Source organism: Caballeronia sp. dw_19 (assembly GCF_018449515.1).
Taxonomy (GTDB): Bacteria; Pseudomonadota; Gammaproteobacteria; order Burkholderiales; family Burkholderiaceae; genus Caballeronia.
In genome coordinates, this window is the sequence record NZ_JAAVUQ010000005.1 from 90871 (window position 1) to 105535 (window position 14665).

The 14665-nt window shown below is 59.0% G+C and carries 13 protein-coding genes and 1 pseudogene; 5 read left to right on the forward strand and 9 right to left on the reverse strand.

The window, feature by feature from the left end; all coding sequences use genetic code 11:
- Window positions 1-954, reverse strand: coding sequence for a LysR family transcriptional regulator (locus HB376_RS08980; protein ID WP_213763206.1), 954 nt, complete (start codon window positions 952-954; stop codon window positions 1-3).
- A gap of 99 nt (window positions 955-1053) precedes the next feature.
- Here HB376_RS08980 and HB376_RS08985 point away from each other — a divergent pair, with 99 nt between their 5' ends.
- The 3 genes and pseudogenes from HB376_RS08985 to HB376_RS40875 form a co-directional block, all read left to right on the forward strand.
- Window positions 1054-2487: an aldehyde dehydrogenase family protein gene (locus HB376_RS08985; RefSeq protein WP_213763207.1), complete on the forward strand. Its 1434-nt coding sequence runs from the start codon at window positions 1054-1056 to the stop codon at window positions 2485-2487.
- Complete coding sequence (locus tag HB376_RS08990; protein WP_213763209.1) at window positions 2484-2891, forward strand: carboxymuconolactone decarboxylase family protein; 408 nt, start codon at window positions 2484-2486, stop codon at window positions 2889-2891. The genes HB376_RS08985 and HB376_RS08990 overlap by 4 nt, the downstream gene beginning before the upstream one ends.
- 157 nt (window positions 2892-3048) lie before the next feature.
- Window positions 3049-3207, forward strand: a pseudogene (locus HB376_RS40875) (IS630 family transposase); the annotation flags it as partial.
- A gap of 95 nt (window positions 3208-3302) precedes the next feature.
- Here the strand turns inward: HB376_RS40875 and HB376_RS08995 are convergent.
- Window positions 3303-3917 carry a TetR/AcrR family transcriptional regulator gene (locus tag HB376_RS08995; protein WP_213763211.1) on the reverse strand — a complete coding sequence of 205 codons (615 nt, stop codon included), beginning with the start codon at window positions 3915-3917 and terminating at the stop codon, window positions 3303-3305.
- 150 nt (window positions 3918-4067) lie between these two features.
- On the opposite strand from HB376_RS08995, the gene HB376_RS09000 reads away from it, so the two are divergent.
- Window positions 4068-4790 carry an SDR family oxidoreductase gene (locus HB376_RS09000; protein WP_213763213.1) on the forward strand — a complete coding sequence of 241 codons (723 nt, stop codon included), beginning with the start codon at window positions 4068-4070 and terminating at the stop codon, window positions 4788-4790.
- Window positions 4791-4847: 57 nt separating this feature from the next.
- Here HB376_RS09000 and HB376_RS09005 read toward each other — a convergent pair whose 3' ends face one another.
- The 6 genes from HB376_RS09005 to HB376_RS09030 form a co-directional block, all read right to left on the reverse strand.
- A complete protein-coding gene (locus HB376_RS09005) occupies window positions 4848-5231 on the reverse strand; it encodes a hypothetical protein (protein ID WP_213763214.1) in 384 nt (127 codons plus the stop codon).
- A gap of 362 nt (window positions 5232-5593) precedes the next feature.
- Window positions 5594-6505: a bestrophin family ion channel gene (locus HB376_RS09010; protein WP_213763216.1), complete on the reverse strand. Its 912-nt coding sequence runs from the start codon at window positions 6503-6505 to the stop codon at window positions 5594-5596.
- Between the two features lie 56 nt (window positions 6506-6561).
- Window positions 6562-8847 (reverse strand): FdhF/YdeP family oxidoreductase, encoded by a 2286-nt coding sequence (locus HB376_RS09015; protein WP_213763218.1) that lies wholly within the window; start codon window positions 8845-8847, stop codon window positions 6562-6564.
- A 154-nt stretch (window positions 8848-9001) separates the two neighbouring features.
- The gene (gene cydB, locus HB376_RS09020) at window positions 9002-10000 is read right to left on the reverse strand and encodes a cytochrome d ubiquinol oxidase subunit II (protein WP_213763525.1); all 999 of its coding nucleotides are present in this window, start codon (window positions 9998-10000) and stop codon (window positions 9002-9004) included.
- 17 nt (window positions 10001-10017) lie between these two features.
- Window positions 10018-11406 (reverse strand): cytochrome ubiquinol oxidase subunit I, encoded by a 1389-nt coding sequence (locus HB376_RS09025; protein ID WP_213763220.1) that lies wholly within the window; start codon window positions 11404-11406, stop codon window positions 10018-10020.
- Between the two features lie 187 nt (window positions 11407-11593).
- Window positions 11594-12415, reverse strand: coding sequence for an alpha/beta hydrolase (locus HB376_RS09030; RefSeq protein ID WP_213763526.1), 822 nt, complete (start codon window positions 12413-12415; stop codon window positions 11594-11596).
- Between the two features lie 807 nt (window positions 12416-13222).
- Here HB376_RS09030 and HB376_RS09035 point away from each other — a divergent pair.
- Window positions 13223-13696: a nuclear transport factor 2 family protein gene (locus HB376_RS09035; protein WP_213763221.1), complete on the forward strand. Its 474-nt coding sequence runs from the start codon at window positions 13223-13225 to the stop codon at window positions 13694-13696.
- Here the strand turns inward: HB376_RS09035 and HB376_RS09040 are convergent.
- Window positions 13620-14576 (reverse strand): AraC family transcriptional regulator, encoded by a 957-nt coding sequence (locus HB376_RS09040; protein ID WP_213763223.1) that lies wholly within the window; start codon window positions 14574-14576, stop codon window positions 13620-13622. The genes HB376_RS09035 and HB376_RS09040 overlap by 77 nt on opposite strands.
- Between the last annotated feature and the right edge of the window lie 89 nt (window positions 14577-14665).

A 14665-nucleotide genomic window follows, 5' to 3' on the forward strand; every position in this document is an offset into this window, starting at 1 on the left:
TCAACGCGTCTTGGGCGATGCAGCGCCAAGTGCTTGACCACGCGGGTGAAGTGGGTCGCCCCGGGAAACAGGTTCGCGCAGCAGTTCGATGAACGCCCGCAACGCCGCCGGCACGTTACGCCGATCCGTGTAGTAGAGACACAAACCGGCCGAGGTGACGGTCCAGTCCTTTAGCACGGCAACCAGCCGCCCCGCCGCGAGGTCGTCCGCCACGGTTGCGTCCCAGAGATACGCGATGCCCGCGCCCGCGATCGCGGCATCGCGCATCAACGTAGGCTCGTCAAGCGTCAGATCGCCAGGTACGTCGAGTACAAGTTTCTCACCCCGTCGCTCGAACTCCCAACGATACAGCGTACCGCTTGGCCAGCGCGCACGTATGCATTGATGCGACATCAGATCCTGTGGCGTACGCGGCTTCCTGTGTTTCGCAAAATACGAGGGTGCGGCGACGACGGAAAAATTCAATGCCCCGCCAAACGGCACAGCGATCATGTCGCGTGGCACGGCGTCGGCGGTACGGATGCCAGCATCAAACCCTTTGCCAACGATATCGACGAAGTGCGCTTCGGTGACGATGTCGACGCTCATCGCGGGGAAACGGCGTAGATATTCCAGCACGACCGGTACGAGGACGGCCCGCGCGGCGCCAACCGCGCAATTCAGTCTTAATGTGCCGGTTGGCGTCGCACGACGATCGTTGACGGCGGCCATCGCCTGCTGGATTTCGGACAGGGCCGGACTGACCGCTGCGACGAACTGCGCGCCCGCTTCCGTTAGCGCAACGCTTCGCGTCGTCCGGTTGAAGAGTCGTACGCCAAGCCGCTTTTCAAGTTGCGCAATGGCGCGGCTCAGCGCCGTCGACGACATGCCCAATTCGCGTGCCGCTGCACGAAAGCCACCCAGTCGCGCAACGGCGAGCACGACCTCCAGTTCGATCAAACCTGATTTATACATTGTCCCGATTTTCGGATCACTTCATATGAGTTTATCCGGCTTATCAATGCAGATGCAATTGATTATGCTCAGAATCATGACAATCTGATTGGAGCATTCATGTACAGCATCGAGCGTATCTATATCGACGGCCAGTTTGTGCAGCCACACGGACAGGAGTGGTTCGACCTCCATAACCCTTCGACGGGCGACGTCATCGGCCGAGTACGTCTTGCCGACGCGCAGGACGCGAAAGATGCGATCGCCGCCGCGCGCCGTGCATTTCCGGCGTTTTCGCGCACAGCCAAGGAACAGCGCATTGCGTGGCTTAAGCGTCTGTATGAAGCCATGCTCGCCAATGTCGATCGCCTCGCCGCTGCGACAATCGAGGAATACGGCGCGCCCTCGACGCGGGCCGTATGGGGAGCGCGTTACGCCGCCGAGTCTTTTCTGAACGCGGCGCACACGCTTGAGGGGTATTCGTTCACGCGCCGGATTGCGTCGGCGGAAGTGGTGATGGAGCCGGTCGGCGTCGCCGCGCTGATCACGCCGTGGAACGCGAACGCCGGTTTTATCTGCAACAAGCTCGCAACGGCGATCGCCGCGGGATGCACGGCGGTCGTCAAGCCAAGCGAAATGAGTGCTATCCAGACACAGATCGTTACCGAAGCCTTGCACGATGCGGGTCTGCCGGCAGGCGTGTTCAACATCGTGACGGGACGTGGCGATATCGTCGGTGCGGAGCTGAGTTCGAACCCGGATATCGCGAAGATCTCGTTTACAGGATCAACCGCGGTAGGTAAATCGATTCTGCGTGCGAGTGCGGACACGATGAAGCGCGTGACGCTCGAACTCGGCGGCAAATCGCCGACGCTGATTCTTGACGACGCCGATCTTGAGACAGCGGTGCCACTCGCCATCACGTCCGGGTTTCAGAACAGCGGGCAGGCGTGCATTGCGGGCACACGCATTCTTGTTCCGGAAGGTCGTCTTCAGGATGTCATCCGGTTGGCAAAAGAAGCGGTATCTGCGGTCAAGGTCGGTCACTTGCAGGACGCTGATTCGGCCATCGGCCCGATGGTCAGTCAGCGACAATATGAACGTGTGCAGGGGTATATCCTGCGCGGTGAGGAAGAAGGCGCGACACTTGTGACCGGCGGCGAAGGACATCCGGACGGGCTCGCGGGTTACTACGTGAAACCCACCGTGTTTGCGAACGTGACCAACGATATGAGCATCGCACGTGAAGAAATCTTCGGGCCGGTGCTGTGCATCCTCACGTATCGCAGTGACGAAGAAGCGATCGCGATTGCGAACGACACCGTCTACGGCTTGCAGGCGTACGTGATTTCACCGAACGTCGAACGGGCACGCGCCGTGGCGTCGAGGCTGGAGGCCGGCCGCGTGATCATCAACGGCGCGCCGCACGAACCGTTCGCACCCTTCGGCGGATACAAACAGTCCGGCATCGGTCGGGAATACGGCACATTCGGGCTCGAAGCGTTTCTCGAGACCAAGGCCGTGCTCGGCGCGGCGACAACGGGGCCGCAATGAAAGACGCCACGGAACGCGGACTTGCCGTGTACGAACAGTTGCGCGGCGTCGAGCGAGCGCAAAACATGAAGGCCTCGATTGACAGTGGGAAGTTCGGTGCATCGATGACGGCCCTGTCGATGGACTTCGTGTTCGGGAGCGTGTGGGCACGCGAGGGTCTCGATCGCCGCGCACGCAGTCTGGTCACGCTCGGTATCCTGATTGCGTTGCGCCAGCACGACGAACTGAAAAATCACATTCGCATCGCGTTGACCAACGGGTTGAGCGTCGAGGAAATCGAGGAAGTCATGCTTCAGGCGTCTGTATATGCAGGGTTTCCGGCGGCACACGCTGCCAGCAATGCCACGGCAGCGGTGCTCGAGGCGCTTGAACTCGAGCGAGGCAGTGTGGCGGGCGAGAGATGATACTTCCCAGAGGCCGTCGAGTTCAGCGCTCGCGGACTTTGGGAAAAGCTGTGCTGGTTACGGGCGCATCCGTCGACTTCGGCGAGGTAGTCATGAGGCCAGCTACAGGCGCCGAGGTTCGATTGAACGTTCTCGTCCAACAATTCAGTAGCGATTAATCGACCACTGCACGCCCAAGCACCTGAGCCTGCATCTGATCGTGGACAACTACGCCATGCATAGCCACCCCGATGCGCAGAAGTGGCCGGCCAAGCACCCGTGCCTTGTCATGCATTTCACGCCGACCAGCGCGTCGTGGCTGAACATGGTTGTCCGAGAACGCCTCAATGGCAACACGCCCTAGACTTAGAAAAGCCCGACTAAGATTCCTTGGTTTTCTTGGCATAGTACTACTCACCGTCATACAGGCCATCAAATGTGCGGAAGAGACGGGTAGCGAACCGTTGCGGGTGACCCCACCAACAACGCAATGAGTGAGTCCGCGGTGGCTAACATGCGTGCCTTGTCCTGATACACACGCTCGATTACCACAAGGCCACGAGTAAACGTGACGATCAAATGCGCAGCGTCCTCGGGAGAGCACATCAGGCGAACACCCTTCTCCCCCTTCTGAAGCCTGTCGAGAAGAAGCATCTCGAATGCGTCGAGCATGCCCTGCAACGCTTGCTGAACCGGCGGGTCGATAACGTTGGAGCCAAACGCAGATTTGGTCGTCAGGCATCCGCGCGTCGGTTCGCCCGTTGTCATCGAATCAATCACAGTCTCGAGGAAGCTTCGTAGGGCGTCGCGCAGCTTGGGCTTGTCCAGCGTATCGCGCAACTGCGCTAGGAACCGGTCCTTGTACACATCGAACACGCGTAGAAAGAACGTCCCCTTTCCTTTGTACGCGTTATAGAGCGAGCCGCGCTGCACGCCGGTCGCTGCAGCGAGCTCCTGCATCGAGGTTTCCGCAAAACCCTTTTGCCAAAAAAGCACCAAGGCCTTTTCGAGCGCCTCGTTTTCATCGAATTGACGAATCCCAGCCATGCCACCGCTCCGCTTTCCAGTCTTCGAAGCTCTATGTAAATGATTCTTGTCATGCCTGTCAAGGTTGGCTATAGTGCCAATCTTGACAAGTGTGTCAAACATGCATGGAACTGGGTCATCCCTTTCTGAACCATTACGTTTAGGTCAAAGATGAATACACGCACTTTCCTCATTACTGGCGCGAGCAAGGGCATCGGCCGCGCACTGTCCGACAGGCTTGCCGCCGCAGGTCATGTCGTCGTGGGCATCGCACGCAACGCGGACGATCCGACTTTCCCCGGCACGCTCGTCTCCGTGGACCTGAGCAACCGGCAGGCGACCGATCGAGCACTCAAGGAACTGACCGAGCGGTTCTCGTTCGACGGGGTTGTGAACAACGTCGGTTTCGTTCGACCCGGCAAGATCGGCGAAATCGACCTTGACGCATTCGAAGATTCGTTCCGCAGGAACCTGACGCCTGCGGTGCAGGCCGTTCAGGCGGTACTACCCTCCATGCGCGCGAAAGGTTGGGGCCGCGTCGTCAATGTGACGAGCCTCACCATTCTCGGCGTCATCGACCGTACGTCGTATGCCGGAGCGAAAAGCGCACTGACGAGCTTCACGCGTACGTGGGCGCTGGAACTTGCCCTGGAGGGCATTACCGTCAACGCAGTGGCTCCGGGCCCGACGGAGACGGAATTGTTCCGTGCAACGAGCCCCGTCGGAAGTGTCGGCGAGCGGCGTTATCTGTCGATGGTTCCGCTCAACCGTCTCGGACAACCCGATGAAATCGCTGCAGCGATCGCCTTTCTTCTCTCGGAAGATGCGGGCTTCATGACGGGTCAGACGCTGTTCGTCGATGGCGGCGCATCGATCGGCAAATCTCAGGCCTAACAGTCCTCATGGGACGAATGATGCAATGACATACGGAGGTGCGGAGCCAGCGTCTGGTCAGCGCTGTCTTGACGCGTCAGCTTGGCTCGGACGATCGGGCGAAGGCAACCGGTCAGCTACTGCTTGCGGCAGCAGCTCGCCGCGGCGGCGGACTGGATGATCGGCGATGACGCCGATCACCGCACGTGATCGAGAAGGAAGTGCACTGAAGATGACCTTGTCCGGCCAGCGCGGCTGCTGTTTCACCCATATGATTTCTTTTCGATGGTTCGCGACCGATCGATCGAGCTTGTAAGAGATGGGGGGCTGACTGCCGTCCTGGAGAGCATAGAGCTCGACGACGCACAGGCGGTCCTTAAAACAAACCTGAACGTCAGGGCTGCGCGGCCGCCCCGGCTTACGGAAAGTGAGATCTCCGAGTTGGCCATGAAACTTCCGCACGTCGTCTCGATTATTGATCTGCGCATTCTCCGACTGGCCGAAAACCGTGGAGTCACCGAGCCTTGCTGCGAGAGGCTCCGCATGCAATTACCGCCAGATTTTGAACGGAAAGGACGAATACCCCAACTTTGGCATTCGCATCTCCTTCCAATTTTCGCGGCGCAACTGATACCGTGCGACTTGGATTGCGGCGCAGAACGTCGCCAAACGGACTGTGTCAAAACGCGTCGTGGTTTGGCGACCGCCGATCATTGTCCGAGGCCTTTAGCAGACCTCGCGGTAAGCGACCGGACATGCACGGGTAGCACTCGAACAGCTAACATAGGGGGACTGTTTAACACCTAAACCGCCGCCGCGGCGATTCACGACACCACGAAATCCCTGCGCCGTGTGAGCGCGATTTCAATACCGTCGCCCAGCAGCGCGTGCACCGCGTTTTCGATGCCAATGCACAGTGCGCCCAGCGCCAGATCGTTGGGGTCGAGCCCAAACGGCTCTTCAAGCTCTGCCGCGAGCGACTCAATGGCCGTGAATGTGTAGGCAACGAATACTGAAAAAAGCGGCGTGAAACTACCTAAACTGCCAACCAGACTAAACGGCAGCAACGCGCAAAAGAAATGGACGGTACGGTGGATCATCACCGAATAGGCAAACGGCATCGGCGTACTGTCGATGCGCTCACAGCCGCCAAGAGCCGCCGAGAGTCGGTTGAAATTTTCGTCAAACGCGAGCATCCGATAACCATCGAACGCGCCCTCCCGAGCGCGTGCCTGCACCCAGCCGCTGAGTTCAAGCAGCAACACCGCGGGTCGCTGGGGCGCGGCCTCGATACGCATCGCCAGTTCGGTGGGCAGCAGACGATGCAGATCGTCATGCGAGTCGGTGCCTCGTAACTGATGCCGCAGCGCGTGCGCGAATGCGACCAGCAATGCGCCGAATGCCTGCGCATCCGGGCTCGCGCATGCCGGTTGCGGAAAAGTGAGCGCCTGGCGCATGAGCGAACGCGATGCGATCAACAGTTGCCCCCACAGCTTGCGCCCTTCCCAATAGCGGTCGTAGGCGGCTTTGTTGCGAAAGCCCAAGAACACGGCGAGCGAAATGCCGATCAGCCCGAACGGCTCCGGGCTCAAAAGCCAGTTGCGGTGATCGTGCAACCACAAAGCCACCAACGATAAGGCGAAGACCAACGACAACCGCGGAATCAACCCTGGCAGCACGGACCCCCGCCAAGCCGTCAATGCCCTCAGCCAGTGCAGCGGCGGTCGTACGATCATAATCGCCCCGAGAACTTACCATCGCAGTGCCGGCGCCAAACCGACGCCGGCACTCATCAAACCGCCCGGCGCGAGATGCGAACCGGGATCGACTTATAAGACGGCGTGCCGCAGGCCTTATCGAAGTAGTCGAGCGGCAAGAGCACGTTCGCTTCCGGATAGTAGGCCCCCACAGAGCCGCTGGCGATCTTGTAGGCGATCACCGTATATCCAACCAGCCGTCTCGGGCTATCGGAAGGCAGCGCCGTCTCGACATCGACGAGATCTCCGTGCTCCAGGCTCTGCGCGGCCAAATCCTCTTCACTCATGAAGATCACGTCGCGCCGCCCGAACACGCCGCGGTAGCGATCGTCAAGCCCATAAATCGTGGTGTTGTATTGGTCGTGGCTGCGCAGTGTCGTGAGCTTCAGCACGTCGGCACCACCGGTTTGCGGATCTTCGATCACGCCTTGGAATGCAATGAATTCCGCTTTGCCTGAGGAGGTCGGCCAAACACGCTCGGTAGGTGGCAACGACAAACGAAAGCCGCCAGGCGTGCGGATACGTGCGTTGAAATCGGCGAAATCGGGGAAAACCGCTTCGATCCCATCGCGAATCCGGTCGTAATCGGCGACCATCCCCAGCCAGTCGACCTTGCTCTGCGGCAGCGTTGCATGGGCCATGCCACCGATGATGCTGACCTCGGAGCGCAGATGTTCCGAAGCCGGCGGCAGCTTGCCGCGCGAAGCATGGACCATAGACATGGAATCCTCGACCGTGATCGATTGCGGCCCCTCCGACTGCACGTCCTGCTCGGTACGTCCCAGGCACGGAAAAAGAATCGACTCCCGGCCCACCAGCAGATGCGTACGATTGAGCTTGGTGCCGATATGCACGGTGAGGTCCAGCGTATGCATGGCCGGGAAACATTGCTCGGCATCGGGCAGCGCCACCACGAGGTTGCCACCCAGGCACACCAGCACCTTGGAACGCCCATCGATGATCGCCTGCATGGCCCGGACCGCGTCGTGGCCATGCGCTTCAGGCGGCTTGAACCCGAATACTCGTTCGATCCTGGTGAGCATGTCCGCCGACGGTTTCTCGGTGATCCCGACCGTGCGATCGCCTTGCACGTTGGAATGGCCGCGCAGAGGGCAGATACCGGCTCCCGGCTTGCCGATATTCCCGCGCAGCAAAAGCAGGTTCGCGATCTGATGCACGTTCGAGGTGCCGGTACTGTGCTGCGTGATCCCCATGCCGTAGGTCACGATCGTAGCGTTCGATTTGGCATAGGCCTGCGCCACCGCTTCGAGAGCCGCTTTCGGCAATCCGCTGGCGGCTTCGATATTCGGCCATGGCGTTGCGCGCAGATCCTCGGCGAAGGCCTCATAACCGTGCGTGTGGGTCGCGATAAAATCATGATCCAGAACCGTGCTGCCCGGACCCGCATCGGCATCGAGCGCAATCAGCGCCTTCATGATGCCTTTCAACGCGGCAGCGTCCCCACCGACCTTCACTTGGTAATAAGACGAAGCGATCGGCGTGGAGCCGAAGGTCACCATCTCCATCGCGTTCTGCGGATCGGCAAAACGTTCGAGCGCCCGTTCGCGCAGCGGGTTGAATACGATGATGGGCACGCCGCGCCGCGCGACTTCATGCAGCGTGCCCATCATGCGTGGATGGTTGGTGCCGGGGTTATGGCCCATCGCGATGATCATCTCGCACTGGTCAAAATCGTCGAGCGACACCGTGCCCTTGCCGATCCCGATCGACTGGGGCAGGCCCACGCTGGTGGCCTCGTGGCACATATTCGAGCAATCGGGGAAATTGTTCGTGCCGTACTCACGCGCAAACAATTGATAAAGGAACGCGGCTTCGTTGGAAGCACGACCGGACGTGTAGAACTCAGCCATGTTCGGGTCGGGCAACGCTCGCAGCACCTCCCCGATGCGGGCAAAAGCCGCGTCCCAGCCGATGGGCTTGTAGGTGTCGCTGGCGCGGTCATACGCCATCGGGTGAGTCAGCCGGCCTTCATTTTCCAGTTCGAAGTCGGTGCGCTCCAGCAGTGACGAAACCGTATGCGCGGCGAAGAACTCGGGCAGCACGCGCTTCTTGGTCGCCTCCCAGGTTACTGCCTTCGCGCCGTTTTCGCAGAATTGAAAGGTCGACGTGTGCTCCTTGTCCGGCCACGCGCAGCCAGGGCAATCGAACCCGTCGGGCTTGTTGGTCCGAAACAGCGTGATTGGTGCCTCGATGGTTTCCATCTGCTCGCGCACCGCTTTGGCGGTGGCTCCCAAAGCACCCCAGCCGCCCGCCGGACTATCGTATCGTTTGATTCCTCGAACGTTGCGTTGCTCAGACATTTCAGCCTCCACTTAGCGCATTGCCATATGCATCAATACTTCGAACGGCAGTGCCAGCAGCAGCGCGCCGCCGACACCGATACACCATAAGGCCACGAACCAAAAAGCCCGGCGCAGTCTGCGACCTTTAAGCATAGGCGGGAATGAATACGCGTTAATGATATTGAGCGCCCTGTTGCACTTTCTTCCTGAAGATCCAGTAGCCCGCCGTGGTATAGACTAGGATCATGGGCAGGATGACGACCGCGCCGACCAGCGTGAACACTTGGCTTGAACGCGGTGCCGCCGCATCCGCCAGCGTGATCGTGAACGGTATCGCGTAAGGCCAGACACTGACCAGTAAGCCGATGTAGCCGAGCAGCACCAGCAGCAGGGTCAGGACAAAAGCGGTTTTTTCAAGACGCCTCCGAATCGCGATAAACATGCCGATCGCAACGATCGCCACTAGAAATGGCACTACGATCAGCCGCGAAAACAAGCCGGACTGGAACCACCGCTGCATGATCTGCACACTGATCATCGGCGTCCATATCGACACCCCTATGATGAAGACCAGCAACACCACGGTCAGCGGCGCGACCAGGCGATACAGGCGCCGTTGCAGGTCACCTTCCGTTTTCATGATCAACCAGCACGCACCGAGCAAAGAATAGGTGGCCATCAAGCCCAGGCCGGTAAGCACGTTGAACGGCTGCAGCCAAAAGAACGAATCACCGGAGAACGATGCATTCGTGACCGGGATGCCTTGCAGGTAAGCCCCGAGGATGACCCCTTGGAAAAAAGCTGCGCCCGCAGATCCGGCGATGAAGGACAAATCCCAAAGCTGCTTGGTACGCTTCGCCTTACCGCGGATCTCGAACGAGACGCCGCGAAAAATCAGGCACACCAGCATCATCACGATGGGAAGATACAACGCCGACAGCGCGACACCATAGGCGACCGGAAACGCTGCATAGAGCGCAGCGCCGCCGAGCACCAGCCAGGTTTCGTTGCCGTCCCAGACGGGTGCAACGCTGTGAATCATCATGTTGCGTTCTTCTTCGTCGGGGAAGACTGGGAAGATCAGTCCGATCCCCAGATCGAATCCATCGAGCGCCACATAGACGAACAATCCAAAAGCGATGATCGCGGCCCAAGCTGTCGTGATGCCCATCATGTGGCTCCGTTGTGTTACTCAACCGCCGACATCGGCCGGCGACCGCTGTGGCCAGCGTCGAGGTCGCGGATCGACGAGGGCAGAGCTCGGCTCGGCGACGGGCCCTGCAAAAGCAGCCGGAATATGTAATAAATGCCCGTGCCAAAGACCACGCAGTAAACGACGATAAACGCCATCAGCGCCAGGCTGACCGCTTGGGCCGAGATCGGAGATAGCGCATCGACCGTCCGCATCACGCCATACACCACCCATGGCTGGCGTCCCATCTCGGTCGTCACCCAGCCGGCGAGCAGCGCGATCAGGCCCGTTGGTCCCATCAGCAATACGAAGCGTTGGTAGAGCCGGTTCTCGAACAAGCGTCCACCGCGTCTGAGCAGCAAGCCGAGTAGCGCCAGTAGCGCCATCAGGATCCCAAGCCCAGCCATCAGACGGAAGGTCCAGAAGATGACCGAGGAGTTCGGCCTGTCCTCTTTAGGAAACTCCTTGAGGCCTTGAATCTCGCCATCCCAGCTATGCGTAAGGATCAGGCTACCGAGATGCGGCACCTGTATGGCGTAGCGCGTGACCTCGGCATTCATGTCGGGAAAGCCGACGAGGTTCAGCGCCGTGCCGCCATGTTCAGTTTCCCACAGCCCTTCGATGGCGGCGATTTTTGCGGGCTGGTATTTGCGCGTGTTCAAGCCATGCTGGTCGCCGACCAGTATCTGGATGGGAGCCAGCGCGAGGAGCAGCCAAAGCGCCATTGAATACATGGTTTTTACCGCGGGGTCGCGCCGCCCTTTGAGCAGATGCCAGGCACCGGTGGCTGCCACGATCAGCGCCACCACGATGAAGGTGGCGATCGCCATGTGGGACAGGCGATACGGAAAGGACGGATTGAAGATGATCTTGAACCAGTCCTGTGGCACCACGTGACCGTTCTCGACCGTGAAACCCTGCGGCGTTTGCATCCAGCTATTGGACGAAAGTATCCAGAAAGTCGAAATCAATGTCCCGATAGCTACCAGGACGGTCGCGGCGAAATGGGCGACGCGGCCGACTTTCTCCCACCCGAACAGCATGACGCCGAGGAAACCCGCCTCAAGGAAAAATGCGGTCATGACCTCGTAGGTCAGCAGAGGGCCTGTGATAGGTCCGGCGAATTTCGAAAACCCCGCCCAATTGGTGCCGAACTGGTAGGCCATGACGACGCCCGACACGACACCCATGCCGAAACCGATCGCGAATATTTTCGACCAGTACAGGCAGAGGTCTTTGTAGTGCTCCTTGCCCGTCTTCAGCCAAGCACCTTCGAGTACAGCGATAAAACTAGCCAAGCCTATGCTTATCGCCGGGAAGACGATGTGGAACGAAACCGTGAACGCGAACTGCACTCTCGAAAGGTCTAATGCGCTGAGGTTCATGACTGGGGTTCCGGTGAACACGCACATCAAACATGCGTCACATCAACGTGCACTGCTGATCATCGAACTCCACTCACTGCATCGGGCAAATGGCGCCGAGCATCGGTTTCAGGCACGCTTCCGATCGGCGCGCATGTACCGACCGGAGCGGGGATGTTTGACTAAGCCACGCCGCAGCTGACGAACCTCAGGTCGACAGGAACGCGAGCAGGTCCGCGTTCACCTGATCCGCGTGCGTCGTACACATGCCGTGCGGCGCGCCAGGGTAGATTTTGAGTGTGGCGTTCTTGATGATCTTCGCGGACTTGCGCCCCGAAATGTCGAGTGGCACGATCTGGTCGGCGTCGCCCTGGAGGATCAGCGTCGGCACATCAATCTTCGCTAGATCGGGGGTGTAGTCAACTTCGGAGAATTGCTTGATGCACTCGTATTGCCCGAGGATCGAACCCAACATGCCTTCGCGCCAGAACTCGTCGATAACGCCTTGCGAAATCTTCGCGTCCGGGCGGTTATAGCCGTAGAACAGCCCGGCGAGATCCCGGTAGAATTGTGAGCGATTGCCTGCGACGCCCGCGCGAATGCCGTCGAACACAGCGATTGGCAGCCCGTCGGGATTCGCCTCGGTCTTCAACATCAGTGGAGGCACGGCGCCGATCAGGACCATCTTTGCCACGCGCTTCGAGCCGTGCCGCCCGACATAGCGTGCAATTTCTCCACCGCCGGTCGAGTGCCCCACCAACGTGACGTCCTTCAGGTCAAGCGTGTCGATGACAGTCGCGAGGTCGTCCGCGTAGGTGTCTATGTCGTTGCCGTGACCAGGTTGGTCCGAACGGCCGTTACCTCGGCGGTCATGAGCGATCACACGATAGCCCTTCTGCACGAGAAAGAGCATCTGGGGATCCCATGCGTCCGCATCCAGCGGCCACCCGTGAGAAAAGACAACAGGACGACCGCTACCCCAATCCTTGAAATAGATTTGCGTACCGTCTTTCGTCGTGACTGTGTTCATTTTATGCGTGCCTTTTTGGTGAAGGGAATGTGCGTTGTGTGCCTCGGCACTCTCCCCCGTCGCTGCAAATACGGGCGTGCCGACAACTGCGGCGGCGGCACCCGCGCCAGCGCTGGCGAGCAACATCCGGCGACGGCCTGAGGAAAATGCGTTTTCAATCGAGTCGTTCATGAAGCTCTCCATACTGAACACATGGGTGAAATACAAGCCTGTCTGCAACGCCATTGCACCCATTGGCGGCGGTGTATCAGGGAAACCAACCAGTTGAAGATCGCACGACGCCCGAACGGTCCGCGGCCACCTACGGATCACTCGCCTGCACAGCGCGGCAGCGTTCCGATTCATTCAATTCGGCATCGCCGCGCAATCGGAGACCCGTTAGCTGCGCTGTCCCGCAGCTTCCAAGATGAGTGGGGTGATCTCGTCGGATGAGAGATCTTAGAGTAGGGATACCGCAACTGATGCTGCGCGTGTGTTCTGAAACAGGCACAACGATTTCCTGCTTCGTGCTTCCACAGCTTGCATTAAGTTGATCGCCCCGATGCGTGGCAAGCTATGGATCATTAGCTAGGACAAGTCGGATTTACCGGCCATGCATCGTGTGACGTCGCGGGTGCTCGCATTTCTCGAACTTAATTTCGGGACAACCCCTGGCAACCGTCGTCGACTGTCAGACGCAAATACGCCTGTTGCGTATTTGCGAGGCCGGGCCGGCAATCCATCGCGTTGGCTATATTTAGGGCTTTCAACGGATCCGCTTGTGGGGTGAAACCTCAACAGACCCATTCTTCACCAAGGAGATTTCTCATGTCGAAGGAACAACACCCCCTGCTCCCGCCCTTCAACGAAGAGACGGCCAAGCAAAAAGTTCGGATGGCCGAAGATGGCTGGAATACGCGAGATCCCGAAAAGGTTAAGCTGGTGTACACCCTCGACAGCCGATGGCGGAACCGCGCCGAATTTGCAACGGGGCGCCCGGCTATCGTCGCCCTGCTTACCCGCAAATGGCAGCGTGAACTTGATTACCGCCTGATCAAAGAGCTTTGGGCATTCACAGGCAACCGGATTGCGGTGCGGTTCGCTTACGAGTGGCACGACGACGCACAAAACTGGTTTCGCTCGTATGGTAATGAAAACTGGGAGTTCGACGAAACCGGTTTGATGGCCGTCCGACACGCTTCCATCAACGATCTTCCAATTGAGGCTAAAGACCGCCTGTTTCATTGGGCGCTGGGGCGCCCCCCCGACGACCATGAAGGCTTAAGCGATCTCGGTCTTTAGAATCCGGAGAAACCGCAGGGCATTGAGATGCGAAGTCCGAGGGAGACATCCCGAATTCCCGCCTGAAAACATGGCAAAAATGTGAGGTACTGACAAACCCGCAACCAAATGCGATTTCCTTGACCTGACGATTCGTTTCGGTAAGCATCTGCGACGCAAGCTCAAGGCGCAAGGACATCAAATAGCGCATTGGCGTTTGGCCGGTTGTTCTAAACGCGCGAGTCAGGTAGTTCGGCGATATGTTCATCTCCCGTGCGATCCTGGACATGTTCAGATCGGGATTTCGGGCGAGGCGCCTGATTACCTGCTTCGCGCGCAGTACCAAGGTCATTGCGCTGGTTCGTCTATGTCCGGACTTCGATCCCTCATTGAATATCACGTCCAGCAAATCGAGACACAGATCCGACATGCGTTTCCCCAGCTCGCTGCTAATCGCCCCCCGCTGCAGCGCGAGCAGAAGGACAAAGTCGCGCACGGCCAGGACGTCCGGTGAACTCGAATCGCCAAGATGAACATCATGAAAGCTATAGGGCAATCCGCGATCACGCAAAGCCTGCTTCGGTAGTCGCAGCACAGTGACCGATGACTGCTCGCCAAAATATTCAGCGTAGGCGTGCAGCGGATCGACAGCGAGCACACTCTGCTGGCCGAACGTTCGTGTGCTTCCGTTCTGCTCTATTGAAATGGAGCCGCGCTTGATCATCTTCAGAAAAAGGTGCTCCCCGTTCCAGCAGGCGTTCTCCTGAAGAGTAGGCGATACGGCCTGATGCGCCATGTCCAGATCTAAAACCAGGAACTCCCCGAGTTGCCGCTGCTGGATCTTGCAATCCGCTGAACGAGAATCGTGGAGCCGACACTTCATTCCATAGCGATGCAGCATGGTAGATGTCCACCGATGCCGGTGAGCCAGGTCAGTTGTCTGCTCCGTATTCAAGCTGATGATATTTTCTAACACGATGGCTTTCCAAT

Excerpts from the sequence above, each read along its gene's own strand:
- HB376_RS08980 (WP_213763206.1), bottom strand. The coding sequence starts at position 954 with ATGTATAAATCAGGTTTGATCGAACTGGAGGTCGTGCTCGCCGTTGCG.
- HB376_RS08985 (WP_213763207.1), top strand. The coding sequence starts at position 1,054 with ATGTACAGCATCGAGCGTATCTATATCGACGGCCAGTTTGTGCAGCCA.
- HB376_RS08990 (WP_213763209.1), top strand. The coding sequence starts at position 2,484 with ATGAAAGACGCCACGGAACGCGGACTTGCCGTGTACGAACAGTTGCGC.
- HB376_RS08995 (WP_213763211.1), bottom strand. The coding sequence starts at position 3,917 with ATGGCTGGGATTCGTCAATTCGATGAAAACGAGGCGCTCGAAAAGGCC.
- HB376_RS09000 (WP_213763213.1), top strand. The coding sequence starts at position 4,068 with ATGAATACACGCACTTTCCTCATTACTGGCGCGAGCAAGGGCATCGGC.
- HB376_RS09010 (WP_213763216.1), bottom strand. The coding sequence starts at position 6,505 with ATGATCGTACGACCGCCGCTGCACTGGCTGAGGGCATTGACGGCTTGG.
- HB376_RS09015 (WP_213763218.1), bottom strand. The coding sequence starts at position 8,847 with ATGTCTGAGCAACGCAACGTTCGAGGAATCAAACGATACGATAGTCCG.
- cydB (WP_213763525.1), bottom strand. The coding sequence starts at position 10,000 with ATGGGCATCACGACAGCTTGGGCCGCGATCATCGCTTTTGGATTGTTC.
- HB376_RS09025 (WP_213763220.1), bottom strand. The coding sequence starts at position 11,406 with ATGAACCTCAGCGCATTAGACCTTTCGAGAGTGCAGTTCGCGTTCACG.
- HB376_RS09030 (WP_213763526.1), bottom strand. The coding sequence starts at position 12,415 with ATGAACACAGTCACGACGAAAGACGGTACGCAAATCTATTTCAAGGAT.
- HB376_RS09035 (WP_213763221.1), top strand. The coding sequence starts at position 13,223 with ATGTCGAAGGAACAACACCCCCTGCTCCCGCCCTTCAACGAAGAGACG.
- HB376_RS09040 (WP_213763223.1), bottom strand. The coding sequence starts at position 14,576 with ATGCTGCATCGCTATGGAATGAAGTGTCGGCTCCACGATTCTCGTTCA.